The organism is Marisediminitalea lipolytica (assembly GCF_001758465.1).
Taxonomy (GTDB): Bacteria; Pseudomonadota; Gammaproteobacteria; order Enterobacterales; family Alteromonadaceae; genus Alteromonas; species Alteromonas lipolytica.
Genome location: NZ_MJIC01000015.1, coordinates 594,337 through 619,800, shown reverse-complemented (window position 1 = coordinate 619,800; position 25,464 = coordinate 594,337). Strand labels below are relative to the sequence as shown.

The window sequence follows — 25,464 nt, the reverse complement described above, 5'->3', positions numbered from 1 at the left end:
TAGCACCCACGACACAATATGATATATTTATATATCATTATGATGTTAAAAGCTACTTCCTATGCCCCACACATCGACCAGACTGCAACAGCACAGTGGCTTCACCGCTACCCTTATCTGCCCACAACTTGAGCCGGTTTTAGCTGCCTACCAAACGGTGTTTAATCTTGAAGCCGGTGCAATCAGCACGTTATCTTCACTGATTACAGATGCCTGGAACAAACCGGAATTAGCTAACAAACGTTACACGGTATTGCGCAATCATGCTGGCGAGCCCTGGCTTAGAATCATTGAATTGCCAGACGCCACTACGCCTATTCCGGTCAACTATTTTGGCTGGATGGCTTTACAATTAGGTATTAACAATCTTTCTGCCATTTTACCGGAACTGGTTAAACACGATTTTCATATCATCGGCGAACCACTGTTTCAGGATCTCGGCCAGCAACTGGAGATATACCAGTGTATCGGTCCGGCCGGTGAAGTACTTTACCTGGCCGATAACCAGCAACTCTGCCATGTACTGAGCAGTAGTGCCTACCGACACAACAATTTGCTTATGCCGGTGCTTGCTACCAGTAATCGCCAGCACAGTGCCGATTTTTATGCCATTTTATCCTCAACGGCCAGGCGCTATCGGGACAGTCGTTTAACCGTGGTGAGTCGCGCACTGAATAAATCCATTGATTCAACCTACCCGGTTGCCAGCATACCCTTTGGTAACAGCAGTATTCTGGAAATCAACGAAATTAAGGCACTCTCGTCCATGCCCTCCGCACCTCAGCCACTGCCTTCCGGATTAGGTATGCTTACCCTCAACGTGTATGACCTTAGCCTGATAGCTAACCTCACCTACCAGCAAATCTACCGTATCGAAGACGACTTTTACCAGGGACGACGGGCGGTATTACTGCAAGGGCCGGAAGGCGAATGGGTGGAGTGTATTGAGCAGCAAATGTAATTTTGACTCTACACTTGGCAAAGATTATGAAATTAACCGAGACTAACGCATAAAACAAAGAACCGAAGTAACATCACCTCGGTTCCCTATCGATGGTTTGCATTAAACCTGTGGCGTCGCCATGGTAAAGCCTTTTGGCAGGCCAGCATCCGGCGTAAAGCCATACAGCTCTACATCTGCCGGTAAGCTGTCGCGCAGGATCTGGCGCGCCTGCATCAGTCTTTCAAACTGAATACCAGTTTTAAGGCCCATGCCTTCCAGCAGGAAAACCAAATCTTCGGTAATAATGTTACCTGATGCGCCCGGCGCAAAAGGACAACCGCCAATTCCCGCCATGGACGAGTCGATGGTGGTTAAGCCTACTTCAAGTGCTGCCATGACGTTTGCCAGACCCTGACCACGGGTGTTGTGCAGGTGAATACCAGTGAGCTTGTCTTTACCCACAGCTGCCCAGATACCTTTGGTCATCGACGTAACCTGATTAGGCGTACCAAAACCCGTAGTATCGGAAATACCCACTTCGTCGCAACCGGCTTCAATCAGTTGTTCTGCAATGCTAATCACTTTGGACTCGGGAACGTTACCTTCCAGCGTACAACCAAAGGCGGTCGACAAACCCCCTTCAAATACAGGACGCTCATCAACTGGCAAGGTATTAATCAGCTCACGAATCTTACGCACTTCATCCAGCATTTGTGCATGAGTACGGCGCACGTTCTTAAGACTGTGGGTTTCAGATACCGAAAGTGGAATAGTGATTTTATGCGCGCCCGCTGTTACGGCACCTTCTGCGCCGCGGTAGTTAGGCACCAGTACCGCTACGGTTAAATCAGGAATGCTACGGGCATAAGCCACCAGCTCGGCCGTATCTGCCAGCTGTGGCAAAATTTTAGCCGGTACAAAAGAGCCCACTTCTATTTCTGGCATGCCCGCCTCGGCCAGCGCGCTAATCCAACGCTTTTTATCTGCAGTGGCCATAATGGGTTTAATACTTTGCAGGCCATCACGGGGGCCAACTTCGCTGATTTCGATATCAATATTCGCAGCTTTCATGGATATAACTCCTGACAAATTTTATTGTCATAACATTATATCATTTGAGCGATAAAGGAAAGGCTTTGCAACTGAGAAAATCCAGCTGGCGCTTCGTCGTATTATGACGATTTTATCTTGCATTTTTGAATTTATTGTTATAACTATATATCTTTAAGGATGACGTCATTGCCTCGGCTCCTGCGCAGGCAAACTGGTGAGTGATACCCCATGAAACAGCCCGACACTGCTGCTCAACTCGAGGATCTCTATATTAAAGAGATCGTTATTGCGACTGCTGACTATGCCGCCGCAACAGCGTTTTGGTGCGAGCAACTGGGCTATCAGCAAGTAAATCAGCAAACCACCACAGATCCCGCTTTGCTGAAACTCTGGCAGGTCAGTGCAGAACGCATCGGGCGTCGTGCGCTGTTGGGCTTAGCCAATGCTCACACCTCGATACACCTTGTTGAAGTAATCCAGCCCGCCTCACCACTAAAACAACACGCAAGTAATCTCGACGCCATCCCCAAAACATTAAACCTGTTAGTAAAAGATTTACCCAACCTATGGCTGCGTCTCAAAGAGGCCGGCGTAACCATGAAGACGGACTGGGTAGAATACGAGCAGGATGGCCGTCGTTACCGCGATGCTCACATTACCGGGCCTGATTACACTGGTATTGGCCTGTTAGAGGTGCTGGATGAAGAATACCCGGTAAATCACCTGGGTATTGGTGAACCCGCCTCGTTTACCTGTACTATTGAAGATATCGCCACAGAAGCGAACTTTTATACCCAGCTTGGCGGACAAAAAGTGCTGGACGAGCACTTTTGGGGCCAGGCTATCGAAAAACTCGTTGGATTGCCTCCTGGCGGCAGTCTACATATGCAATTATTTGGACCGAGGACAACCCATTCACGGATTGAGTTAGTGAGTTACGGTATCCCCATGACATCGCACTATGAACGCGCCCGCTTTCCACATACCGGCGCTTTATTTACGCATATTGCCAGCGGTGCATTAACTCCGACTCTTCCAACAGACGGCGATACCGAGCTCACAGCGGTCAAAGTCTGGAATACCCCTGTACAGATGGCTCGCCTGCAATCCCCCGCGGGAGCCACTGTGTTAGTCTGTAAAGAATAAAAAGGTAACGCATCATGCAAACAGGCAAGCAAGAATTTAAACGGGGCTGGCAAATTATATTTGCTTCCTCCATCGGCATTGGACTGGGTTTATCGCCCGTGCCGTTTTACACCATCGGCATGTTTGCCCCCGAGCTGGCTGCCGAATTTGGCTGGGGCTTTGGTGACATCATGATTGGTATCACGGTAATGACCCTAACGGTATTGCTATCGAGCCCCCTGGTGGGCGGTTTGGCTGACCGTTTTGGTGTACGTCCGGTGATCCTGGCATCAATCGTACTGTTTTCTCTGGGCTTTGGCACCTTTGCCCTGGGTAACGGTTCTTTGCTGCTATTTTATTTTAGCTGGGGGCTTATTGCGGCCGTTGGTGCGGGCACGCTGCCCATCACCTGGACCCGTGGTGTGAATCTCTGGTTTGAAAAGAAAAAAGGTCTGGCGCTTGGTTTAGCGTTAATTGGTACCGGCGTGTTTGGCTCGCTAATTAAGCCTTTAACTGCGTTCCTCATTGCCGAGCTGGGCTGGCGTGGTGCTTATGTGGTTATAGCCGCTCTGCCCCTGGTAATTGCCTTGCCAATCGCCTATTTCTTCTTCTACGAATCGCCTGATCATAAACAAAAAACCGAGGTAGCCACCGACGTAAAAGAAGAAACCGGCATGACCATGGCACAGGTATTCCGCGACCGTCGTTTCTGGACCATCTGCATCGCCATCATTCCGATTTCCTTTGCCCTGGGCGGTCCGGTACCCAACATGGAAAACCTGCTGCTAAGCAAAGGCTTCGATAAAGCTGCCGTGGCCGGCATTGTGCCCATGATCGGGATTTCAGTTTTAGTGGGCCGTACTTTAGGCGGCTGGTTAATCGACCATTTCTGGGCGCCGGGTATTGCGTTTATTCTGTTGTCATTACCCGCATTGGCTTGCTGGATGCTTACCGCTGACGAACTCACTACACTCACCGCCCTGTTTGCCATTTTCCTTATTGGCTTTGCATCGGGTGTTGAGTACGACCTGCTGGCCTTCCTGATTGCCCGTTACTTTGGCATGAAGTCTTACTCCACCATTTACGGCTTTATCTATGCCACCTTTGCGCTGGGCGCTGGTGTTGGCCCCATGGTATTTGGCATTATCTACGACAAAACCCAGAGTTATAACAGTATCCTGTTGTTCTCGTTGGTGATCCTGTTGGTAGGAGCCGCCATGCTGCTAACGCTGGGTAAATACCGGGAGTTTGGTAAAGATGACCCCGCGCATACCGAGGAATCTCTGGGCTTTGCGCCCGCAGAACAAGCGCAATAATTCGGCCACTCCTCATTTTCCGGCCAGTACTTTATACTGGCCGGTCTCATTTGCTGCTGAAGGCTTATACTTTAAACTTACCAATTACGGTAAACATTTCTTTGGCTGAGTTAGCCTGCTCTGCAGCCGCGGTGCTAGCTTCCGACGCAGCACGGCTGCCCTCAATAGACAGTTGATTAATCCCGGCGATAATTCTATTCACCTCAGCGGCCACTGAGCTTTGCTCTTCTGCGGCGCTGGCTATCTGTAGATTCATCTGCGCTATTTCGCTAACCAGCTGCACAATATGCTCTACACTTTCGCCCGCTTCCTGACTGTGTTGAACGGTTAACCCTATCTGTTCGTTACCAGACTCAATAGTACTGCGGGCTTGCTCCGATGCCGCTTGTAGTTTTGAAATCATGGTATTGATTTGCTCTATCGACGATTGCGTGCGCTGGGCTAACGAACGCACTTCGTCTGCCACCACGGCAAAGCCTCGTCCTTGCTCTCCCGCTCGGGCCGCTTCTATTGCCGCATTAAGTGCCAGCAAATTGGTTTGCTCTGCGATCCCTCGAATAACGTCCAGAATACCACCGATATTCTGACTATCCTGATTGAGCGCAATAATGACGTCAGTGGCGTTTTTCAGGTTGTCACTTAATTTATCGATTTCACTAATAGTTACACCAATCGTGCTAACCACCCGTTTACTCGACTGTTCAGCTTCCTGCACTTTATCGGCGGCAACGGCCGTACTCGACGCAATGCCCTGAATAGATGATTCCATTTGGTCAAATGCAGTGGCGACTTTAGTTGTCTCATGTTGCTGTGTGTCAACGCGCTGCAGTGTATTTTTATTGCGCTCTAGCGCCGCGTCGGCCCGTTGAGAGATTAATTCCCCCGACGAGGCAACGCTACGGAAAATATCCTGCAAAACTCCAAGAAAGCGATTTATTCCATTGGCCAGATCGCCAATTTCGTCTTGTCGTTGCATATCTAACCGATAGGTCAAATCCCCACCGGCGTTGGCCAATCCGTTAATGCGTTTTTGTAACTCTTTTAGTGGCGTGGTAATGGACGTGGCAAACACCAGTGACAGCACTATGGCAACCATTACTGCAAACACCAAAACCATGATAATTTGTAAAATACTCGAGGAGATAGCGTCTATCGTCATGCTATTGACCTCGTGGTTCCAGTTGCGCAGGCTATCGAGCAGCGTCCTCATGTCTTTTTCTATTTGTACTTGCAGTGTTCTGATTTCGCGAGAGTTGGCAATATACTGCTCTGCAATGTCTCGAATTTCACCATTTGCGCGGCGCGCGGCCAGCGCATTTTCAAGCATTGGCGTCCCTTCCAGCAGCACAATAGCGCGATCAGACGCCGCATCAAGTTCATTGATAAAATTAATCAGTTCGTCGGCTTTTTCCAGGTTGCCAGAGAGCTCGCTGAACATCAGCCAGATCTTGTAGTTATTATTAGTGTGTAATAATGCATCACGTATCACCTGCCCCTCGAACGTGCTGACATTTTGCCGGGTTGACTCATCTGCCAGCATATCGCTCATGGCATAGATAAATTTGTTCGACTCGCCCATGGATGCGCTAACTACTGCCTCCATAGATGAGACAAGTTGCGAATTTCTGTCAAACAGACCATTAATCTTTTCAGCGTTTGCCCCCGATGATTTCAGCAAGGTATTCATGCCGGAACCGGCGGAATCACTAACAGCACGAATTTTTTCCTGGGTGTCGGCAAATTGCTTAATCACCGCAGCAAAACCATTATGAGAATTAATGTAGCGGTCAACGGCCAGGGTAAGTGAAGACACCTCTTCCGCCAGCTCACTGCTTAAACTCAGCTCTTGTTCAGCATTGTTGATGGAAGACTGATTACGCAGATATAAAAAAACAACGATCAATAGGATAAGAATAAAGAGGATAACCGGTGACAGCAGCTTCGCCCTTACACTAAATCCGGATAACAATGACGTCATAGTACAGCCAACTCCTTCGTGAGTTTTACTAAAACATGCTGCACCAGTTGGCCATTAAACGGATTTAGCTACGACAACGTATCGCTTTTCACCTGTCAGGCAAAAATTACTTCTGTAGTTTGGGGAGCCACGCCTATCAGCCTTTGTCAGCATCACTTTTACATTGGCTTATGCTTAACGGCAGCGAGTCGGTTTTGCCATTATTAGAATTGCACCGACCTGCTACATAGCCAAAAATCTTCAATGACGCCTGGAATATTGAAAGTAAGCACCTTTTAAAAAAATATTACTGCGTCAAAGTCTTAATGAAAGAATAGCAGGGATCCTATGTTCCACCAGTTTCTGCCGATGACGATACCAATAAATTCAAATCGCAAAACCAAAGGGAAGCCATTACCCGGTTTTAACGCAGCAAGTTAGTTTTACCCAGTTCGATTAACTCACTGCCTGCGCCATTGATAATGGCTTTTAACGCGTACAAACCAAACCCTTTTGCCTGGTCAAGTTTGATATGCGGCGGCATGGCCAGTTCCTGCTTAGCCGTTTTCACCGACAAGACGTAAGGCCCTTCGCTGTTTAACATACGCTCGACAGCTTCTTCCAGCTTGTGCGGATCGTCAACATATTCACTGTTGATACCAGCCCCTTTGGCCAGCGCGGCAAAGTCCGGGTTATCTAGATCGGTATTGTGAGAATAAAAGCCCGCGGCTTTCATTTCCATGGCCACAAAGCCCAGCGAGCGGTTATCAAAAATGACGATTTTCACCGGCAGATTCAACTGTTTTAAAGTCAGCAAATCGCCCATTAGCATGGAAAAACCGCCGTCACCGCACAGCGCCACGACCTGGCGTTTATCATCTAAACTTTGTGCGCCAATAGCCTGAGCCATGGCGTTGGCCATAGAACCGTGGTTAAACGAACCCAGTAAGCGACGCTGACCGTTCATAGTAAGGTAACGCGCAGCCCATACCGTTGGCGAGCCCACATCACAGGTAAAGATGGCATCATTAGCTGCCTGCTCATTAACCAGGCGGGTAAGGTACTGCGGATGGATTTGTGTAGAATGACTGCTGGTTTTCGCCAGCTTATCCAGTCCCTTTCGGGCATCCTGATAATGCGCCAGCGCCGACATTAAAAAGTCGTTATTTATATTCTGGTCAAGCATTGGAAGCAGGTGTTCGATGGTTTCTTTTACCTGCCCCTGAATACCATAATCAATATCCGCATGGGCACCCAGCGCCGAAGGATTAATATCTACCTGAATAATGGTGGCATCATCAGGGTAAAATGGCCGATAAGGGAAACCACTGCCTAAAATCACCAGGGTACTGGTGTTTTCCATCACATGATAACCGGAAGAAAAGCCAATCAGGCCGGTCATACCAACATCATAGGGGTTGTCGTACTCAACAAATTCTTTACCACGCAGTGCATGCACAACAGGCGCATTAAGCTTTTCGGCCAGCGCCAGCACCTGCTCGTGAGCGCCTTTGCAACCAGCGCCGCACAGCAACGTAATATTATCGGAAAGGTTTAAGATCTCAGCGACAGCTTTAAGCGAGTCCAGCGGCGGGGTTATTTCCGGTAACGCGGGATAACGCCAGTGCTCTTTAGGCTGCGCATCAACCTTTTGCAGTGCCACATCACCGGGTAACACCAGCACCGCTACATCCTGTTTAAGAATAGCCGTACGCATGGCCACATTAAGCATGTAAGGAAACTGCGCCGGGTTTAATACCTGCTCGCAATACACACTGCATTCAGAAAACAGCATTTTGGGATTGGTTTCCTGAAAATAACCCGAGCCAATCTGGTCAGAAGGAATATGGCTGGCAATAACCAGCGTAGGAATTTTATTGCGATGGCAATCATACACACCGTTGATTAAATGCATGTTGCCCGGTCCACAGGAGCCTGCGCACACCACCAGCTTGTCGGTTAAGTGCCCTTCAGCACCGGCGGCAAATGCCGCCACTTCTTCGTGGCGGGTGCCCATCCACTTAATCGCCTCCTGGCGTTGCAGCACATCACTGATACCATTTAATGAATCACCGGTAACACCCCAAATACGTTCAACCCCGGCAGCCGACAGCGTTTTGACTAAATATTCCGCAATGGTCTGACTCATGTTCTTTCCTTTTCACTTTTGAGAAGACAGAAAATAAAACTGTTAACGAACAAGAGAATAGGATAGCGTTAGGCAATAAGTGACAATAAATACTGCAGTTTGACTAGCGTTAATCAGAATCGTTAACTATTAGTCATTTAAACGTATGAATGCGACAAAAGTTTTACCGGTTGTCGCAAAAATGTGCGATTAGTCGATGTATAGATATGAATAAAATTAAAATAAATGGAATATCTAATGACGCAGGGAAAACAGCACCAAAAAACAGAAAACGAATCTTTAGCTTAGCGCTGACTTTTGCGCTGGTTTTGGGCTATTACCTGACACATGATCAGGAGCTCAACTCCGCAGTAAAAAGCATCAGGGCAAAGCATAATATTCCCGGTCCCATCGAAAACAATGGCGAAGTTTACCGTTTAGGTATGCGCGCGGACTTTGCCGATGATCCCTATCAGGTTGGCAAAAACATTGTCGAACAAGCCAGACAGCAGGATGGTGTTATCTCCGATGATGTCATCGATGCCGTTTATCCGGCGCATCAATGGTTAGCCGAAATTCCGGTAAATGAACGTACCTCGGCACTATTGTGTAATTTATGGGATCCCGCGTGTTTTGATTTTATCTGGCAACACAGCGAGCAAATCGATGCGCTTTACCAAAGGTATCAGCCCTATGTGGAACGCTTCGAGGGACTGATGGCCTATGACACTTTCATTCCGGTAAGCAAACCTGCCATATTAACCCGATATCACTTTAGCGACCTTGATTTATTAGCGCTTAGAATTATGTTACTGCGCACCGTTGCGCTGGTGAAAGACGGACAAACAGAAGCTGCCGCCCAGAAACTTGCCGCACTCCTGCGTTTTCAATCACAGCAACTGATTATTGTTAACGAAGCCGTTTCCAGGGCAATTGCCATTGCAGAATATAAATTCAGTCTGGATACCGCCGCATTCCTGCTCAGTAAAACACCCGAATCGGCTGTCAACGACTGGCAGGTAGTTTATAACGCACTGACACCGTTTGACCGGAACACGGTTAACATGACTTCGATTTATGAAAGAGAGATAGCCATCTATGCCAACGACCTGGACCATCTCCTGCACGACACGCATAAAAGTGCCGGTACTGGCCTGTTCTCATCGCTCTATCTGCCGCTGTTCTATAAACCGAATAAAACCCTTAACACGCTTTATGCCTATACACAGCTGGTATCTAATCAGATGACGGTTGAAAATGGCCGTTTTGTTATCCGCAATATCGACCAGGAAAAACAAGCTTTGCTGGGGTTTTCCCTGAACAATTATATCGGTAACCTAGTCATAGAAACGGCGGTACCAAAACTTATTCATCTGCAGGAAGCCATGCATGAACTTAACTATTTGCAGCGCCTATTTCGGTTGATCTATAACGCCAAAGTGACTGACGACCCGGCCCAATTGAATTCCATCGTCAGCCCCTATACTGGCGAAGAGGCATTTATTAAACAGTCGCATCTTTGTCTTGCCGGTGACGGCTCGTTGAATGACGACATTTGTTTGTTCTTTGAATAAACACAAAGCCAAACAAAACCGCTTTATCGCTTAGCGCCATTCCGGCAACTCAGCCGGGATGGCAATGGCAATTACATAACGTTGCTTGCAGCCTTAGTTAACCAACCCCACAGCCACAGGCGACTCACCTTTTTTGATTGGTGGTGTTTCGTTAATCATCAGTACATTACCTTTAACTGGCGAGGTAATGGTCTGCACTAAATTGCCGAAATAATCGGTTACCTGACCCAGAGCCTGCCCTTTTACCACCTTGTCACCTGTGGTAACCAGGGGGGTAAAGAAGCCGGTAAATTCGGCATCGACATAACTGACCTCATCATAAACCACCGCCTGCTGATTCAGCATTACTTTGCCCGGCAGCATCCCTAAAAAATACAGCGCATTACGCGCAACATTAAGGGCATAATCAATAGAGGCTTCATCGCGCCAGCCTAAGTGGCCAATTTCGGTGGTTAAGCCTGGTTTGCCGCGGGTCATTGCAGTATTGGGAAATGAAATAGAATTAGCCGGATCACGCGGGCGATCGCCATACATGATGATGTGCTGCATACCGCTAGCTTTGGCAAATTCAAAAGTCAGGGCATCTAACTTAGCATTACCAACAAAAGGCGAATACACGTGGTTAAGCAGTTTCTGGTTAGCACTGCCGGAATGCATATCAATAAAGTAATCGGCCCGACTAATGAATTCACGGGTCAGTAACTCAGCGAGTCGTTCGGTGGCTGTACCGCTTTTACTGCCGGGAAATTCGCGATTCAGGTTTTTATTATCTTTAGGGTTAAGCGCCAGCATCCGGCCGTGAAACCCATCCAGGTTAGCCAGATGGACAATCAAAACTGTCCCCTGAAGTTCGGCCGGATTGATTTCCTTAGCCAGTTGCTGCAAAGCAAACATAGAAGGAAACTCATCGCCGTGAGTACCCGCGGCTAAAAGTAAAACCGGTCCGACCGCTGCACCATTGATTACCGTTACCGGTAACTCAATATCCCCTTCCGTGGCAATGTAAGACAACTTGCTACCAACTGGTACAGAGCTCCCCAGTAATTCCACCGCTTTTTTCTCTGTAGCAACAGTGTTAAATGAACTGGCAAGCATCAAAAGTAAAGCCATACCTATTGGACGACTGAAAATAGACAGCATAAAACGTATTTTCCTGATCTTAAGTTAAAACAAGAAAACCACCGGCAGTGCGAGCTTACCGGTGGTTTGACTTAATGACAGATTAAAAAGCGTAACGCACACTCAACCTGGCATTACGGGGTTTACCCGGCTGGGTCCACAATGCTGAGTAGGAATTATCGTAGTATTCTTTATCCAGCAGGTTATCAATGACCAACCGGGCAGTTAGTGAAGGAGTTAACTCAATCACGCCAGAGATATCCACCGTGGTGTAGCGCGGAAGTTTGTAATCAGGTGCTACCGCATCGCCAACCCGCTCGCCAACATGAGTAACTCCCGCGGCTACACTGGCAGGATAACCAGCCAACGACAGCTGATGTTGCAGCGTTAGATTAAACGAATGCTCAGGCACGTTCACCAAAGGTGTTCCAGCCGCAATTTCGACGCCCCAGTCCGGATTAGTCACAGTATTTTGGGTTTTAGCATCAATGTAGGCGTAGGAGAAAGTCAGCACGGTAGCGTCGGTAATTACCGTGTCTAAATCCATTTCCACACCACGACTTTCCACTTCTCCTATGGCAATGGTGCCACCGTTCACCGGATCGGCCGCCAGAATGTTAGACTTATCGGCATGGAAGATGGCCAGGGTGCCAGTGAGAGATTCATCGTTAGTGGCAAATTTCACACCGCCTTCATAAGACTCGCTTTCTTCCGGCTCAAAGGCTTCACCGTTGTTATCCACCCCACTGTTAGGGCTAAAGCCTTCCGAGTAACTTACATAAAACGACAGGTTATTGTCGGGAATATACACCGCGCCAAAACGAGGGCTGGTAGCGGTTTGATCCTGCGTTACGGCACCATTAATTTCTTGCTTAAAATCGTCAAAGCGCAGCCCGGCGAGTACTTTAAACTGCTCACTGACATCAATTTGATCCTGCACGTACACACCGTAGGACAGCTGGTGCTCCTTAGAGTCGACTAATACGCTCACGTCCGGCGGCGTCTGACCGTATTGCGGGTTAAGCAGGTCCACCGAGTAAGTGGTATCGCCTGTGCCCCAGGCTGTACGCCAGCGACTCATCTGCTGGTGATAGTCGTAATCGTAAGCATCGGCGCCTAGCAGAATATGATGGTTAAACGTGCCTGTTACTACTTCGCCGCTTAGCTCAACGCGGCCGGATAAATCGGTAGTGTCGTAATCGCGATACCGACGCTGGCGCGACAGAGTGGTGCCATCTGTATACAATAACTGACGACCAGCCGAAAGCTCAGGTTCGCTTGAAAACCCTTCAAAAGATGAATCGCGATAGCTGATACCGCCGTTGATACTCCAGTTACTGTTTAACTGCGACTGAACAGAGAGCTGATGGGCAATACCGTCGATTTCCATCGGGCCGTCGGCCGGTTCGCCATAATAGGTCTCAATTGGTACTACGCCAAACTGATTGTTTGGAATGGAAATACCACGGTCGAAGTTAGCTTCCTGATCGATAATCTCCAGTTCGTAGAAAATGTGCGTCTCGGCACTCAGGTTATACACTACCGACGGCGTAAAGAAGATTTTTTTGCTCTGCACTGTATCGCGGAAACTGCCCGCATCCTCATAGGCACCATTGGCCCGAAACGCCCAGTCAGCGCTGATAGCGTTCGTGAAATCGCCTTCTAAACTGTACAAATCATAACTGCCTGCAGTAGCCTCAACGTATCCTTCTTCGGCAAACTGCGGCTTTTTGGTAATGATATTAATAGTGCCGCCGGGTTCTCCGCGCCCGTATAGCGCTGAGCCCGGGCCTTTAAGCACTTCGATGGCCTGAATACTGGACGCATCACGTTTGCCGCTGAAGCCACGCCCGGTATTAAAACCGTTAACCAGATAACCCGATGGGCGGTTGCCATCGCCACTAAAACCACGAATAGCAAAGCTGTCCCACAGGCCACCAAAGTTGTTCTGACTGGCAATACCACTGGTAAACTTGAGCGCACTTTGTAAATCGATAATGCCCAGGTTGTCGAGTAATTCGTCAGAAATCACATCCACTGACTGCGGCAGTTCTTTTAATGGTACGTCGCCACGATAAGCCTGACGTTGCTTAACCACAGAGATGTGTTCAAGATCGGCATCCTCCGCGGTTTTGGTTTGGGCGCTAACGTTGCTGTTAAGTCCGGCCAGTACCGCCAGGGTAATAACCGGTTTTAAAAAGTATTGCTTTGTCATTGACTACGTTCCAGGTAATTCTGCGTATTATAATTTGGGGTAAATTGTGGACGTTCGGCTAACGACGCTGCACTGTAAGGCGTGCCGTTGAACAAGAACGGATAATAAAACTCGCGTAAATCGGCATGAAAAGCTCTTATCTCACGCTCGTACTGCCAGGCTGCTCTGGCGTCAGTCTGCGCCCAGTTAGTAAGTGCTCGCTGTAACAGCGCCGCTGGTGATAGAAGAGCTACCCAACCAGCTGCGGCATAACGTTGTTCGGCTACACGTTGATAAGCGCGGGCTAAAGGCAAGGCTTTTTCGTCACCCACCTGCTGGAAAGCGTAATACCACTTCCATTCAAACAAGCTGTTGGTCTGGGTTTTGCCCTGCCACTGAGGATGTGAGGCGACAAACGCGTCCATCGTAGTTTCATGAGGTAAGTCCCAGGCACCATTTACCGCTTCGCGTTGGGTCATCAGGATGTCGCCGCCCTCAGGCCCGTGATAGGCCTGTTCAATCAGGACATCACCTACCGCAGGCACAATAAAGGTGGTTGATAACCAACCGCCCAGCAGCAATGAGGCCAGCACGGGTGCAGCAAAGTTAAAGCGCGATACCCAGTAACAGATCGCGGCCCAAACCAGCAAATACACCAATACCACCGTACTAACCAACAGCATTTGGCCAATCGGTACGCTATTGGCGACTGCCCCCCCAACAAAAGGTATGCTTAGCGCCAGCCACAAGGAAAGCACAATAAAACCGGCACGCAGCGGCCACAGGCTGGCCGGCGTTCTGGCGGTGACAACCAGAAAATCATGGCGACCGGCGGCTCGTTCGGCAGCACGTAAATCATGTAACAACAAAATCAGCAGCAGCGGTGCAAACACCGCAATAACAAAGGTAAAGTCAATTTTACCGGCCAGCGCCAGTTCTGGATTTTGCGTATCTGACTCGTGGATTTGCCCCTCCAGGGCCAGCATTCTGATGCGGTGTTTCCACGGGTATACATCGCGCACGCCCAGCGCAGCGAAGGCTAAAGGGGCAGGCGGCGCATAAGTTAAATGAAAGGTATAATACGCAATATAGCCGTAATCATTGTGTTTATGGGTGACTTCCTGACGGTCTGTTTTGTCACCCTCAAGTAGCCGCCCGATGGTCGTTTGCTGCTGGGCAACCTCAACCGTGCCGGTCCACACAGCGAACAAAGACAACGCAAACCCCGCCAGTAATAACAGGGGCACACTTTTCTTACGTAAAACAAAGGCGGCCTCGCGACGGATATCTGACCAACTCATACTCGTCTCCCCGCAATAACGATACAGACCAGCAGCACTGCGCCAGCGAAAAACAGCTGCACTAAAGCCATCACACTGTTGGCAACACGCTGCGGTGCCGATAGTGGTGTAAAATGAAAGTCTTCCAGTATCTGCCAGTTATCAGCACTGACCGTAGCCGCCTTTTTGGCCGCTGCACTTTGGTATTTGTTGGCATCCTGCTCAAGCGTCATGCCTTCGGCATGGAGCTTATTAAGTGACTGCACAAAATCGAATCGCACCGCTTCGGCTTCGCGCATAAAGCGCTGATAATTTTCTAAATCGGTACCGGCCAGCTTCATTGAGGCGTTCTGAATGGCAATCATAGGCGAGAGCCAGCCGAAACTGCGGGCAATCAGCGCCTGGGCTTGTTGCTGCGCCATACTTTGCTCGGCAAATTCAGTTAGCACTTTAGTGAGATCGGCTTCTGATTTTTGCGCCACGATACCGCGAAAATTAATCGGCAGCTGTTTTACAGAATCCACGTCGTACTGTGCCAACAGATTATCTTTGAGTGCTTTAAATGCCGGATCACTGGCGTTATGACCATCGCCCATTTCACGCAACTTTTTAAGTACGGCGAAATCGGTTTCCAACTTACCCGGCGACGCCTCCAGTACACTGGCTGAATTACTGGCGATACGCGGTACCACCAAACACAGCAATACCCATATGGCAATCAGGCCACTAAAGCTGGTGCTATTAGTACTGGCCAGCGTTGATACCCATAATACAATGGCGCACCAGACCGCCAGATACAGCAGGTAACTCAGCAAGAACATAGCAACCGGCAGCACAGCAGCGCCTTGGGCAAGGGTAACCAGTCCACCAATGATTAACGGCATTAAAACCACCAATCCGGCGCCCATTAAGGCAATACCTTTTCCGCCAATGAGCACCAGAGGTGATACGCCCTGTACTTTAAGAAAGTCCAGCGTGCCGGCTTCACGTTCGCGGGTCATCACACCAAAACCCAGGATGATAAGCAGTAATGGCGTAAGCAGTTGCATCACAAACGCTGGCGTTAGGGTACCCAGCCAGGTTAAGCCGCTGCTTTGCTTCTGGTCGGCAAAAGTCGCGCCGTTCTGACGGTGACCTTCAAGAAAAATGGCATTGCCGGTAAACCCGTCAATACCGGGATCCAGCGCTGCCAGTGGCGGTGGTGCGCGAAACAAATAGTGGCCGTAATGCACCATACGATGAGGGTGACGGTCAGGCTGATCTTCAAAGGCTGTTTTCGACTCAGACTGCATATGCTGGCGCTGTTCAGTGGTGTGCGCCATGGAGGCCTGGGTGACCCAAACCGATGCAGCTGCAAGTGCCAGGGCAATCACAAATACCGTTTGAGCCAGACTAGAGCGCCGCCAGTAACGCCACTCATCACGGGCAATGGCTAAAATAATACTGCTCGGGCTGCTCATTTCAGTGCACCCTGAGCAAACGCCGTATGCACGGTTTCAGAGTCGATATTGCCGTTTTCGGGCGCATCAAACATACCGACAATTTCACCGTCGCGCAGCAAACCAATGCGGTTAGCCACATGGCAAGCCCCGTAGACATCATGGGTCACCATTAAAATAGTGGCCCCCTGGCTGGCCAGTTGACTCACCAGACGATTAAATTCGTCAATCGCAACAGGGTCTAGTCCGGACGTCGGCTCGTCCAAAAACAGAATGGGCGCTTCGCGCAAAAGGGCCAGCGCAATGGCCGTTTTCTGCCGCATCCCTTTGGAATACCCGCCCAATGGCGAGTGCCAGGCCGACTCTTGTAATGCCACCCTTTTGAGCGCGTTAGCAATGTCTGATTCAGCAGCTGGCTTTCCAGACAGCGATAAAAAGTATTCGATATTCTCAACGGCAGTAAGATGCCCGTAAAGCATGACTGATTCAGGCAGGTACGCGACTTTTTGGCGCACAACGGCCGGATCGTTATGCACGTTTACACCATCCAGCTCAACACTGCCGGACGTCGGTTTCATCAACCCCAAAAAGGTTTTAATGGTAGTAGATTTACCCGCTCCATTACCGCCCAGCAACGCCAGAACTTCACCTCGCCTGGCACTAAAAGACACATTTTTTAAAATCTTTTTTGCTCGCACATCAACACAAAGATTGGAGGCAAGAATCACTACTTCAGACATGACGCTGGACCCATTTGATCAAAACACACATTAGAGATGTTATATTATAACAACAAAGAAATGTTATATTATTACAATATATAAATGGTTGACCAGTGGAATCTGCAATATTGGGTTTGTTTGCTTAGATTTCCGGCAATCAGTCCCGCACAAACAAAGACAGTCTCAAATAAAGTATAAAACCCTTACAATATTCAGTGGAGAAAATCCAAAAACCTCCATTTCAATAAGCATTCAGATCAAATCTCATTCAAACTTTGTATTGCAACATTACAAAAAACTTTCATATTGGCGCTGAAGTCCGTAATATCGACATTATTGAAACGCACCATTAACATATGAGTAACACAACAGGAGAGCCCAATGACTAGCTCAGAGAAACAAGCCTGGTGTCCATTTGCTGCTGAGATGAATCTTGATCAGCGTGCCAGTTATGACAAGTTGAGAGATAAACAGCCTTTTGCCAAGGCAGAAAACTTTGGTTGGACTGCACTGCGTTATCAGGATGTGTTTGATATCATGAAAAACCCTGATGAGTTCAGTAACGCCACCGCATGGGCTGCCATCGACCCAAACCTGACGCCGGATCAAAGGGCTATTCCTCTTGCACTGGATCCGCCTGAACACACCGAATATCGCAAACTGTTACGAGAATTATTCTTACCCAAGCGTGTCAATTTATACGAAGGGCAGGCCCGCGATAAAGCAGGGGCTATGATCCAGGCCATGGTAGACGCCGGCAAAGCTGATGCAGTGGCTCATTTTACTGATCCCTACCCGGTGCGCTCCCTTTGCGCCTTTCTTGGCTGGGATGACGATAACTGGCAGAACATCAAACGCTGGTCCCGGGAATTAACCAGCGCTCGTGCTGCCGGAAGGCAGGAAGAAGCTGACGCCTTATTCACCATGTGGCGCGGTTACATCGACAAGGTATTACAACAGCGCAAAACAGCACCTAAAGAAGACGTGACCAGCTGGCTGATAGAATTAGGTCAGGATGGCGAGGTGCTTAATGATGAACAGATCATTAGTATTCTCAGACTATTATTAGTGGCAGGCCACGGCACCACTACCAGTGCACTGGGCAATATGATCGAATATCTTGCATTGCACCCGGAAAAACAACAGCAGCTTCGGGATAACCCCAAAATCCTGCCGAGCGCGATTGAAGAGATGTTGCGCTATGACAGCCCGCAGATGGTAATGCCTCGTCGCACTACCTGCCCGGTCGATGTTAACGGGCAGCACTTTGAAGCCAATGAAAGTATCTGGTTAAACTTCTTAGCGGCCAATCGCGATCCAGAAAAATTTCCGAATCCTGATGAGTGTAACTTTGAACGTCGTCCAAACCAGCATATGGCTTTCGGTGCTGGTATTCATACTTGTCTCGGGGCGATTTTTGGCCGCATGGAAGTGAGAGTCGGCCTTGAAGAATTGTTCGCCAAAACGTCCTGGTTTGAGATGGCTCCGGATGGTGAACATGAAAGATCGAACTTCCCTCATAATCACCCGACCAAAATGGACATTATTTTTCGTTCGTAAATTGGCTGGGACGAGTCCGGTTGTAATGACCGGGCTGTTTTCTGCGTAATAGTGACAAAACGACACAGCCGGCACTGATTTTGTGTTGGCGTTACACCAGAATAAAGCGAGGATCAGCGTTTCCGGCAAACCACCTGAAACGCTGAAAACATCTATAACCAGTGACGCTTTGCGCCATCTGCCTGTTCAAAACGGCTGATGTCGTCTTCAAATGTCAGGGTTAAGCCAATGCTGTCGAGGCCTTTTAACAGCATTTCTTTGTGGCCTGCTTCAATCTCAAACTTAGCCTGCGCGCCAGAGAAACTGGTCACGGTTTGCTGCTCAAGGTCGATAGTCAGCTGATGCACCTGTGGGTTCTCTTCTACTTCGGCGGCCAGCGACTGCACCGTTTCGTTATCCAATACCACTGGCAAAATGCCATTGCGCACACAGTTCTGGTAGAAAATAGCGCCAAAGCCCGGCGCGATGATCGCGCGAATACCGTATTCGGCCAGCGCCCACACCGCATGTTCCCGCGATGAGCCGCAACCAAAATTGTTACCGCCAAGAATAATAGTGGTATTAGCGTACTCCGGTTTGTTCAGTACAAAATCCGGATTGGGCTCCCGGGAGTCTGGCAACACATAACGCCAACTGGCAAACAGGCCCTCACCCAGCCCTTTTTTAGATACCAGGCGCATTTCGCGGCTGGGGATAATGGCATCAGTATCGATATTAATGCGCAGCAGTGGCGCACTTACGCCGGTATGGCGAATAAACGGGTCCATTAGTTCACCTCCGTAAAGGTTCGTGGATCGGTAATGACGCCATTAATGGCACTGGCTGCCACGGTTGCCGGGCTGGCCAGGTGCGTGCGCGTACCCGGCCCCTGGCGGGATTCAAAGTTACGATTACTGGTAGATAGCACTCGCTCCTGGGCACCGAAGTGTTCGCCACCGGCAAAGAAACACATAGAGCAGCCGCTTTCGCGCCATTCAAAGCCAGCTGCTTCAAATATTTTATCCAGCCCTTCGCGCTCGGCAGCGGCTTTCACCTGCTGTGAACCCGGCACGCAAATGGCCTTGATACCGGCAGCCACTTTGCGGCCTTTTAGAATGCTGGCCGCGCTGCGTAAATCTTCGATACGCGCATTGGTGCATGAGCCAATAAAGGCGTTATCGATTTTAAGGCCGGCCAGGGCATCACCACTCGCCAAGCCCTGATAATCCAGTGCGCGTTGGGCGGCGGTTCTGGCATCGTCCGACGCTAAACTTTCCAGCGCCGGAACAGACTGACTGATCCCGGCGGCGTGTTGCGGGCTGGTTCCCCAGGTTACCGTTGGCTCAATGTCTGAAGCGTTAATGACAATCTCTTTATCAAAGGCGGCGTCGCTCTCGGTCACTAGCGATTGCCAGTAAGTTAATGCTTCATCCCAGTCTTTACCTTTTGGTGCATAAGTGCGTCCCTCCAGGTAGTCATAGGTTTTCTGATCCGGTGCCACTAAACCGGTAAACGCGGCAAACTCCACCGCCATGTTGCACAGGGTTAAGCGGCCCTCAATGGATAAGTTTTCCACTGCGCTGCCAGCAAATTCGATGGCGTATCCGGCACCGCCGTTAGCACCGTACTGACCAATCAAATGCAAAATCATGTCTTTAGCAGTAACGCCTGCACCCAGTTCACCCTCGAACACCACGCGCATCAGTTTAGGTTTATTGATGCGCAGGGTTTGGGTGGCCATGGCGTGCTCAGCTTCAGACGAGCCAATGCCCCAGGCGGCTGCGCCCATGGCGCCCTGGGTACAGGTATGGCTATCCGGGCACACCAGGGTAATACCCGGTTGCACAATGCCCATTTCCGGGCTGATTACATGGGCAATGCCCTGTCTGTCATCACCGATATCAAACAAGGTAATGCCCGCCGCTTTGGCTTCTTTACGAGTGGCCTGGATAAAGTTTTTACCTGACGGCATGACGGTGTCATCACCACGGCCGGGAAAGGTATCCACGATATGATCCATGGTACAGAACACACGCTCAGGATGACGCACTTTTCGGCCCGCTTCGGCCAAACTTTGTAGCGCAATGGAGCCGGTACGTTCGTGTAAAAAGATACGGTCGATATAAATAAGGAACGTGCCATCCGGTAAGGCTTTCACCAGATGGGCATCCCAGATTTTTTCAAACAGGGTTTTAGCCATTATCTTGCTCTCAAGGGCGGCAGGCTCGCGCCTGCCGAACAGGTTAGGGTTGTTGCTGAGTCTGCTGTGACCAGACTGTCAGAATGTCTGATGCGCTGGCGCTCCACACGCCATCCAGACTGGTAATGTGGGCGAGTACGCGCTCTAGTTGACCAATGCGGTGCGGCTGGCCCAGCATCCAGGGGTGGATATTAAGAGCCAATAAGCGCCCGCCTTGTTCACTGGCTTCACTCAGCAGAAAATCGCTGGCATCCATAATCTGCTCTGCGTAGCTGTCTTCGCTGTGCAGGTTATTATTAAGAATAAAGAAATCGTCCAGCTCATTAGACAGCGGCATGGCGGTAATCGCGCCAGCAGCCGTGTTAAAGGCATAAGGCATATCGTCATTTACCCAGTCGCACATGTACTCAACGCCATGCTCTTTGAGCAGTGTTGGCGTATTGGCAGACTGCAAACGGCCCGGGCTTAACCAGCCGGTTACCGGTTGCTCAAAACGTTCGCGCAGGGTGTTTAAGCTGTTGGCTACCCATTGACGTTCTTCATCAATGGCCACTTCACCATGGTGAATCATATCCATCTGCCAGCCGTGGCCGAGTACTTCGTCGCCACGCTCTTTGATCATGTCCATCAGGTAGGGCGCGCGTTCAACCATCACGCCGTTAATGGCGATAGTGGGTTTAACGCCAAACTTATCCAGCGCTTTAAACAAGCGGTAAATACCAATGCGGTTACCGTAATCGCGCAGGCTGAAATGGCGCAGGTCCGGGTACGGCATTTTCATCCCGCCAGGCACGCCGGTTGGGTTGCTACGCTGATTAAGCGGAAAGAAGTCGATGTTCAGGTTTACCCATAAGGCCAGCTTTTTGCCATCCGGCCAGCTTATTGCCGGGCGGTCTGTCAGCATCGACCAGTCGTACAACTCGTGATCCATGCCGTAGCTGCGCTGCGGGTATTCAAGATAGGATTTATCCAGACTCATTTTTTCATCCCCCCTTGTTTGGCGGCGATGTCAGCAACGGCTGTATCGTACTGATTTTCAATAAAGTGGCTGGCAATTTCGCGGCCGGTGGTTACCCACACATCGGAATGACCGGTAATGTATTCCAGCGCTTCTTCAAAGGCTTTCATGCGGTGCGGGCAGCTCACCTGATAGTTGTGAGTAGGAATACACATAATGGTGCCGCTTTCTGCGCCCTCTTCTAACAAGCGGTCGAAGTTGGCTTTAATCATTTTGCCGTACTGACGCGGCTCTACCTTATTTACCACGTAGGCAATGGTGTCGTTCATTTCCAGTGAATAGGGAATCGATACAAACTTCTTGCCCGAACGGGTATGAATTGGCGTTGGCTGGTCGTCGTGGAATAAATCACAAGTATAAAAACCGGCGTCATCACCAAACAGTTCGGTGCCCACTTCGGCAAATAGATCGATGGTATCGTCGCTGTGGGATAGCGCCGGCGCTAAGTAGCCCGCGCATTTCTGGCCGGTATGTTTATAAATCGTTTCGATGGAGTCGCGGATCATCTCGCGCTCCTGCTCGGCACTCATGCCGTAGGTATAACGCGTGTTATAAATGCCATGACTGAAAAACTCCCAGTCGCGCTCTTTACACAGCTCGATGATTTCCGGGTGGTGATCACACAGCGCAGTAGACAACGAAATAGAGCCACGAATGCCGTATTTTTCCAGCAGCTTCATCTGGCGCATATGGCCAACGCGGTTACCGTAATCACGGATACCGTAACCGGCAATCGACGGATAAGGGCCAGGCCAGGCTTTGCGGTGCGGATTAGCCGGCGGATCCAGTTCGTAAAATTCAATGTTGGGTGCTACCCAAAAGGCTACTTTCGCGCCGTTGGGCCAGGTAATTTTTGGCCGGTCATGATAGGGCCAGTAATCGTAATAACCGGGATCGGTTTTCATAATATGGCTCCTTACTTCTGGCCGTCTTTTTGACCATCTAAATATTCAAACACTTCCTGCACATCCAGTACGTCAGCGTATTTGAGCGACAGATCGGTGAGGTTGGCAAAGTGATAACTCTCGTGCTTATCCGCTACACACTCTTCCGGCACAATGGTGCGGTAGCCGCGGGATAAACTGTCTACAGCGGCGGCGCGGATACAGCCCGAGGTTGAGCCACCGGTTAAAATAACGGTATCTACCTGATGCCATACACATAAGCTTTGCAGCTGGGTTTCAAAAAACGGCGACGGCATTTTTTTGCAGTAGAACACGTCTTTTTCGCGATCCACCACTAAACGGTCGTCCAGCTCTGAACGCTCGCTGCCAAATTTAATGTTTTGCAGGCTGTCCGGCGTATCAGTACGGGTGCCCCAAATGCCAGCATCTTCGCCGGATTCCATGTAGGCCACGTGGGTCCACACCACCGGCCAGTTCAGTTCACGAAACTTCGCAGCCAGGGTATTAACGTATTCCAGCTGGCGCGGGTCGGTTTCGTAGGCGGTCTTAAACAGATCTGTCCGGGTGTACGCCTTTTGCAGGTCAATGTTGACCAGAATCGCTTTATTACCAAAGCCAAAGCGCTTTCGAGCCGGATTGGCTTTTACTTCAGCGTACAGTTCGCGGGCGGTTTTATTAGAAAGCTCCATTGTGACTCCTCGGTATGGACAGATTCAAACGCAGATAAAAAACTAACGACATAACTATAAGACAAATATCACTCAAATAGCAATTGTTATATTGACATATCATTCATACAGAATCTAAGATAAAGCCAACTTAACTTAAATTGCCATTGATGGCAGCTTACACGGGAGAGTGACAATGACCACAATAATTGTGTTGTTTAATCTGCGCGAGGATGCGGATAAAGACGCCTACGAAAACTGGGCGAAAACCACCGATCTGCCTACCGCCAGCAAACTGCCTTCCGTAGACAAGTTTGAGGTTCTGCGCACAACCGGCCTGTTAGGCGGTGGCGATGCGCCTTACCAGTACATTGAAGTACTGGAAATTAACGATTTAGAACAGCTTGGCAAAGACGCTGCGACCGAAGCCATGCAACAGGTTACTGCTGAGTTCGTTACCTTTGCGGATAACCCGCAGTTCATTCTGACTGAATCTATCTAAGCAGGGCGAATCATGAGTATGTATGCAGATTTAGCCGGCAAAGTAGCAGTAATTACCGGCTCCGGCCGTCGCAAAGGCTTAGGCGAAGCCATCGCGTGGCGCTTAGGTAAAGAAGGCTGCAAGATTGTGCTGGCCGACATTGGCGCGGCCAAAAACGAATACCTGCCAGAAGATGCCATCGGCACCTCAGCAGAAATGGAAGCCATTGCCAGCGAGATGCGTGAAGCCGGAATCGAAGTGAAAACCGCCGTGTGTAACGTGCTGGAAGAATCCGACGTGGAAGCCCTGGCTAAAACCGCAAAAGACACCTTTGGCAGCCTGGATATCTGGGTAAATAACGCCGGTGTGGGTTATTTAATGACTGCGCTCGTTGATACCAAAGCCGAAGAATGGGACACCGTATTAGGCGTAAACCTGCGCGGTGTGTTCTTAGGCATTAAACACGCCGGGCGCATTATGCAGGCCCAGGGTAGTGGCCGCATTATCAATATCGGTTCCCAGGCGTCTAAATCCGCTTTTGCTGAAGCCGGTGCTTACACCACCTCTAAACATGGCGTGGTGGGATTAACCCGCGTAGCCGCCAAAGAACTCGGCCCCCATGGCGTTAACGTCAATGCGGTATGCCCCAACCACGTTACCACGGGCTTAGGTGCCTGGCAGAACCAGCGTTTTGCCGGTGGTGATATGGATAAATACATGGCAGACATGCGCGCACGTATTCCGCTGGGTCGTCCTGGTTTACAGGAAGATACCGCCAAAGCCTGCGCTTTTTTAAGCTCTGAGCAATCTGTTTACGTTACCGGCGAATGCATGAATGTGTCCGGTGGCGAAGAGTATCACTAAGTTAACGCGCAGCGGAGTAACCCCCCATGAGTAAAACAACCCTATGGCCTGATGATGCCCGCCTCGCCCTTTCCATCGTGGTTAACGTGGAAGAAGGTTCCGAGAGCAATATCCTGGATGGCGACAAAGGCCCGGAGTTGGTGGATGAGCTGGGTCTGGCGATTAAAAAGCCCATGCGCGTGCATATGAACGAGTCGAACTACGAGTACGGCATTAACGAAGGCTGGCCGCGTATTCACCGTTTACTGAAAAAGTACAACATTGCGGCCACCTTTACCGCTGCGGCTGTAGCGCTGGAGCGTGCCCCACAGATCGCTAAAGTGATCAGCGAAGAAGGCCACGAAGTGTGCTCACACGGCTATCGCTGGAAGCACCAGTTTATGCTGGATGAAGCCAAAGAACGCGAGCAAATTCAAAAGGCCAGCGACAGCATGTTGCTGACCACCGGTATGCGCCCGAAAGGCTGGTTATCCCGCTACCTGCATACCGAGCATACCCGCCGCCTGTTACAGGAAGAAGGCTTTAGCTATCACATGGATGATGTGTCCCGTGATGAGCCATTCTGGGGCCGCGTGCCGGGTAGCGAAGAGCCAATGGTGATCGTGCCTTACGCTATCGACAGCAATGATATGAAATTCTGGACCGACCCGGCCCACTCACCTTCTGAGTGGCTGGAATACGCCAAAGACAGCTTTGATGTGCTGTACGAAGAAGGCGCAGAGCAAACCCGTATGATGAGTTTAGGCCTGCACCTGCGCATTATCGGTCGTCCCGGCCGCATTGGCGCGCTGGAAAAGTTCCTTGAGCATGTCTCATCCAAGCCGGGCGTATGGTTTGCCACCCGTTTACAGATTGCCGAGACCTTTGCTGAGCAGCATCCGGATAAGCAAGTCACGCTCTCTTTGCGTGACAAGCAAGAACTGGCGCAGGAGGCATAAC

Annotated in this window: 21 protein-coding genes; 8 read left to right on the top strand and 13 right to left on the bottom strand. The window is 49.9% G+C overall.

The annotated features are described in order from the left end of the window. Positions 1-61 precede the first annotated feature (61 nt). Positions 62-961: a hypothetical protein gene (locus tag BFC17_RS17260; protein ID WP_070177722.1), complete on the top strand. Its 900-nt coding sequence runs from the start codon at positions 62-64 to the stop codon at positions 959-961. Between the two features lie 102 nt (positions 962-1,063). Here BFC17_RS17260 and BFC17_RS17255 read toward each other — a convergent pair whose 3' ends face one another. Next, complete coding sequence (locus BFC17_RS17255) at positions 1,064-2,014, bottom strand: hydroxymethylglutaryl-CoA lyase (protein WP_070177721.1); 951 nt, start codon at positions 2,012-2,014, stop codon at positions 1,064-1,066. Positions 2,015-2,224: 210 nt separating this feature from the next. Between BFC17_RS17255 and BFC17_RS17250 the strand changes: the two genes are divergently transcribed. Both BFC17_RS17250 and BFC17_RS17245 read left to right on the top strand, forming a co-directional pair. Continuing rightward, positions 2,225-3,142 (top strand): VOC family protein, encoded by a 918-nt coding sequence (locus tag BFC17_RS17250; protein WP_070177720.1) that lies wholly within the window; start codon positions 2,225-2,227, stop codon positions 3,140-3,142. A 14-nt stretch (positions 3,143-3,156) separates the two neighbouring features. Next, a complete protein-coding gene (locus tag BFC17_RS17245; RefSeq protein WP_070177719.1) occupies positions 3,157-4,437 on the top strand; it encodes an MFS transporter in 1,281 nt (426 codons plus the stop codon). A gap of 64 nt (positions 4,438-4,501) precedes the next feature. On the opposite strand, the gene BFC17_RS17240 is transcribed toward BFC17_RS17245, so the two are convergent. Together BFC17_RS17240 and poxB are read right to left on the bottom strand one after the other, a co-directional pair. Further along, positions 4,502-6,415 carry a methyl-accepting chemotaxis protein gene (locus BFC17_RS17240; protein ID WP_070177718.1) on the bottom strand — a complete coding sequence of 638 codons (1,914 nt, stop codon included), beginning with the start codon at positions 6,413-6,415 and terminating at the stop codon, positions 4,502-4,504. Positions 6,416-6,818: 403 nt separating this feature from the next. Beyond that, on the bottom strand, positions 6,819-8,543 hold the full coding sequence (gene poxB, locus BFC17_RS17235; protein WP_070177717.1) for a ubiquinone-dependent pyruvate dehydrogenase: 1,725 nt from the start codon (positions 8,541-8,543) through the stop codon (positions 6,819-6,821). 206 nt (positions 8,544-8,749) lie between these two features. Here poxB and BFC17_RS17230 point away from each other — a divergent pair, with 206 nt between their 5' ends. Further along, a complete protein-coding gene (locus BFC17_RS17230; protein ID WP_070177716.1) occupies positions 8,750-10,096 on the top strand; it encodes a hypothetical protein in 1,347 nt (448 codons plus the stop codon). 93 nt (positions 10,097-10,189) lie between these two features. Here BFC17_RS17230 and BFC17_RS17225 read toward each other — a convergent pair whose 3' ends face one another. The 5 genes from BFC17_RS17225 to BFC17_RS17205 all read right to left on the bottom strand — a co-directional run bounded on the left by BFC17_RS17225 (position 10,190) and on the right by BFC17_RS17205 (position 16,868). Continuing rightward, complete coding sequence (locus BFC17_RS17225; RefSeq protein WP_229680917.1) at positions 10,190-11,236, bottom strand: succinylglutamate desuccinylase/aspartoacylase domain-containing protein; 1,047 nt, start codon at positions 11,234-11,236, stop codon at positions 10,190-10,192. A gap of 82 nt (positions 11,237-11,318) precedes the next feature. Next, positions 11,319-13,430, bottom strand: a complete 2,112-nt coding sequence (locus BFC17_RS17220) for a TonB-dependent siderophore receptor (protein WP_070177715.1) — start codon at positions 13,428-13,430, stop codon at positions 11,319-11,321. Further along, positions 13,427-14,710 (bottom strand): DUF3526 domain-containing protein, encoded by a 1,284-nt coding sequence (locus tag BFC17_RS17215; protein WP_070177714.1) that lies wholly within the window; start codon positions 14,708-14,710, stop codon positions 13,427-13,429. Before BFC17_RS17215 ends, BFC17_RS17220 begins: the two co-directional genes overlap by 4 nt. After that, positions 14,707-16,149 carry an ABC transporter permease gene (locus BFC17_RS17210; RefSeq protein ID WP_070177713.1) on the bottom strand — a complete coding sequence of 481 codons (1,443 nt, stop codon included), beginning with the start codon at positions 16,147-16,149 and terminating at the stop codon, positions 14,707-14,709. The genes BFC17_RS17215 and BFC17_RS17210 overlap by 4 nt, the downstream gene beginning before the upstream one ends. Then, the gene (locus BFC17_RS17205) at positions 16,146-16,868 is read right to left on the bottom strand and encodes an ABC transporter ATP-binding protein (protein WP_070177712.1); all 723 of its coding nucleotides are present in this window, start codon (positions 16,866-16,868) and stop codon (positions 16,146-16,148) included. The genes BFC17_RS17210 and BFC17_RS17205 overlap by 4 nt, the downstream gene beginning before the upstream one ends. 363 nt (positions 16,869-17,231) lie before the next feature. Here BFC17_RS17205 and BFC17_RS17200 point away from each other — a divergent pair, with 363 nt between their 5' ends. Next, entirely contained in the window at positions 17,232-18,410 is a 1,179-nt protein-coding gene (locus BFC17_RS17200; RefSeq protein ID WP_070177711.1) for a cytochrome P450, read from the top strand. Between the two features lie 152 nt (positions 18,411-18,562). Here BFC17_RS17200 and leuD read toward each other — a convergent pair whose 3' ends face one another. The 5 genes from leuD to BFC17_RS17175 are packed head-to-tail and all read right to left on the bottom strand — an operon-like array spanning position 18,563 to position 23,201. After that, positions 18,563-19,177, bottom strand: coding sequence for a 3-isopropylmalate dehydratase small subunit (gene leuD / locus BFC17_RS17195; RefSeq protein WP_070177710.1), 615 nt, complete (start codon positions 19,175-19,177; stop codon positions 18,563-18,565). Beyond that, positions 19,177-20,589, bottom strand: coding sequence for a 3-isopropylmalate dehydratase large subunit (gene leuC, locus BFC17_RS17190; RefSeq protein ID WP_070177709.1), 1,413 nt, complete (start codon positions 20,587-20,589; stop codon positions 19,177-19,179). The genes leuD and leuC overlap by 1 nt, the downstream gene beginning before the upstream one ends. Positions 20,590-20,632: 43 nt before the next feature. Then, positions 20,633-21,568 carry a polysaccharide deacetylase family protein gene (locus tag BFC17_RS17185; protein WP_070177708.1) on the bottom strand — a complete coding sequence of 312 codons (936 nt, stop codon included), beginning with the start codon at positions 21,566-21,568 and terminating at the stop codon, positions 20,633-20,635. Next, on the bottom strand, positions 21,565-22,512 hold the full coding sequence (locus tag BFC17_RS17180; protein WP_070177707.1) for a polysaccharide deacetylase family protein: 948 nt from the start codon (positions 22,510-22,512) through the stop codon (positions 21,565-21,567). The genes BFC17_RS17185 and BFC17_RS17180 overlap by 4 nt, the downstream gene beginning before the upstream one ends. An 11-nt stretch (positions 22,513-22,523) precedes the next feature. Then, positions 22,524-23,201 (bottom strand): isochorismatase family protein, encoded by a 678-nt coding sequence (locus BFC17_RS17175; protein ID WP_070177706.1) that lies wholly within the window; start codon positions 23,199-23,201, stop codon positions 22,524-22,526. 175 nt (positions 23,202-23,376) lie between these two features. Between BFC17_RS17175 and BFC17_RS17170 the strand changes: the two genes are divergently transcribed. Genes BFC17_RS17170 through BFC17_RS17160 form a run of 3 tightly spaced genes read left to right on the top strand, consistent with a single transcriptional unit; the run spans position 23,377 to position 25,463 of the window. Beyond that, positions 23,377-23,682: an REDY-like protein HapK gene (locus BFC17_RS17170; RefSeq protein WP_070177705.1), complete on the top strand. Its 306-nt coding sequence runs from the start codon at positions 23,377-23,379 to the stop codon at positions 23,680-23,682. Between the two features lie 12 nt (positions 23,683-23,694). Continuing rightward, entirely contained in the window at positions 23,695-24,525 is an 831-nt protein-coding gene (locus BFC17_RS17165; RefSeq protein ID WP_070177704.1) for an SDR family NAD(P)-dependent oxidoreductase, read from the top strand. 26 nt (positions 24,526-24,551) lie between these two features. Beyond that, positions 24,552-25,463 carry a polysaccharide deacetylase family protein gene (locus tag BFC17_RS17160; protein ID WP_070177703.1) on the top strand — a complete coding sequence of 304 codons (912 nt, stop codon included), beginning with the start codon at positions 24,552-24,554 and terminating at the stop codon, positions 25,461-25,463. The last annotated feature ends 1 nt before the right edge of the window (position 25,464 follow it).

What these genes read in the sequence shown, in the direction of transcription:
- poxB (WP_070177717.1), bottom strand. Translation starts at nt 8,543, where the DNA reads ATGAGTCAGACCATTGCGGAATATTTAGTCAAAACGCTGTCGGCTGCC.
- BFC17_RS17260 (WP_070177722.1), top strand. Translation starts at nt 62, where the DNA reads ATGCCCCACACATCGACCAGACTGCAACAGCACAGTGGCTTCACCGCT.
- leuD (WP_070177710.1), bottom strand. Translation starts at nt 19,177, where the DNA reads ATGGACCCGTTTATTCGCCATACCGGCGTAAGTGCGCCACTGCTGCGC.
- BFC17_RS17175 (WP_070177706.1), bottom strand. Translation starts at nt 23,201, where the DNA reads ATGGAGCTTTCTAATAAAACCGCCCGCGAACTGTACGCTGAAGTAAAA.
- BFC17_RS17200 (WP_070177711.1), top strand. Translation starts at nt 17,232, where the DNA reads ATGACTAGCTCAGAGAAACAAGCCTGGTGTCCATTTGCTGCTGAGATG.
- BFC17_RS17230 (WP_070177716.1), top strand. Translation starts at nt 8,750, where the DNA reads ATGAATAAAATTAAAATAAATGGAATATCTAATGACGCAGGGAAAACA.
- BFC17_RS17255 (WP_070177721.1), bottom strand. Translation starts at nt 2,014, where the DNA reads ATGAAAGCTGCGAATATTGATATCGAAATCAGCGAAGTTGGCCCCCGT.
- BFC17_RS17185 (WP_070177708.1), bottom strand. Translation starts at nt 21,568, where the DNA reads ATGAGTCTGGATAAATCCTATCTTGAATACCCGCAGCGCAGCTACGGC.
- BFC17_RS17180 (WP_070177707.1), bottom strand. Translation starts at nt 22,512, where the DNA reads ATGAAAACCGATCCCGGTTATTACGATTACTGGCCCTATCATGACCGG.
- BFC17_RS17205 (WP_070177712.1), bottom strand. Translation starts at nt 16,868, where the DNA reads ATGTCTGAAGTAGTGATTCTTGCCTCCAATCTTTGTGTTGATGTGCGA.
- BFC17_RS17210 (WP_070177713.1), bottom strand. Translation starts at nt 16,149, where the DNA reads ATGAGCAGCCCGAGCAGTATTATTTTAGCCATTGCCCGTGATGAGTGG.
- BFC17_RS17245 (WP_070177719.1), top strand. Translation starts at nt 3,157, where the DNA reads ATGCAAACAGGCAAGCAAGAATTTAAACGGGGCTGGCAAATTATATTT.
- BFC17_RS17215 (WP_070177714.1), bottom strand. Translation starts at nt 14,710, where the DNA reads ATGAGTTGGTCAGATATCCGTCGCGAGGCCGCCTTTGTTTTACGTAAG.
- BFC17_RS17250 (WP_070177720.1), top strand. Translation starts at nt 2,225, where the DNA reads ATGAAACAGCCCGACACTGCTGCTCAACTCGAGGATCTCTATATTAAA.
- BFC17_RS17170 (WP_070177705.1), top strand. Translation starts at nt 23,377, where the DNA reads ATGACCACAATAATTGTGTTGTTTAATCTGCGCGAGGATGCGGATAAA.
- BFC17_RS17240 (WP_070177718.1), bottom strand. Translation starts at nt 6,415, where the DNA reads ATGACGTCATTGTTATCCGGATTTAGTGTAAGGGCGAAGCTGCTGTCA.
- BFC17_RS17160 (WP_070177703.1), top strand. Translation starts at nt 24,552, where the DNA reads ATGAGTAAAACAACCCTATGGCCTGATGATGCCCGCCTCGCCCTTTCC.
- leuC (WP_070177709.1), bottom strand. Translation starts at nt 20,589, where the DNA reads ATGGCTAAAACCCTGTTTGAAAAAATCTGGGATGCCCATCTGGTGAAA.
- BFC17_RS17165 (WP_070177704.1), top strand. Translation starts at nt 23,695, where the DNA reads ATGAGTATGTATGCAGATTTAGCCGGCAAAGTAGCAGTAATTACCGGC.
- BFC17_RS17225 (WP_229680917.1), bottom strand. Translation starts at nt 11,236, where the DNA reads ATGCTGTCTATTTTCAGTCGTCCAATAGGTATGGCTTTACTTTTGATG.
- BFC17_RS17220 (WP_070177715.1), bottom strand. Translation starts at nt 13,430, where the DNA reads ATGACAAAGCAATACTTTTTAAAACCGGTTATTACCCTGGCGGTACTG.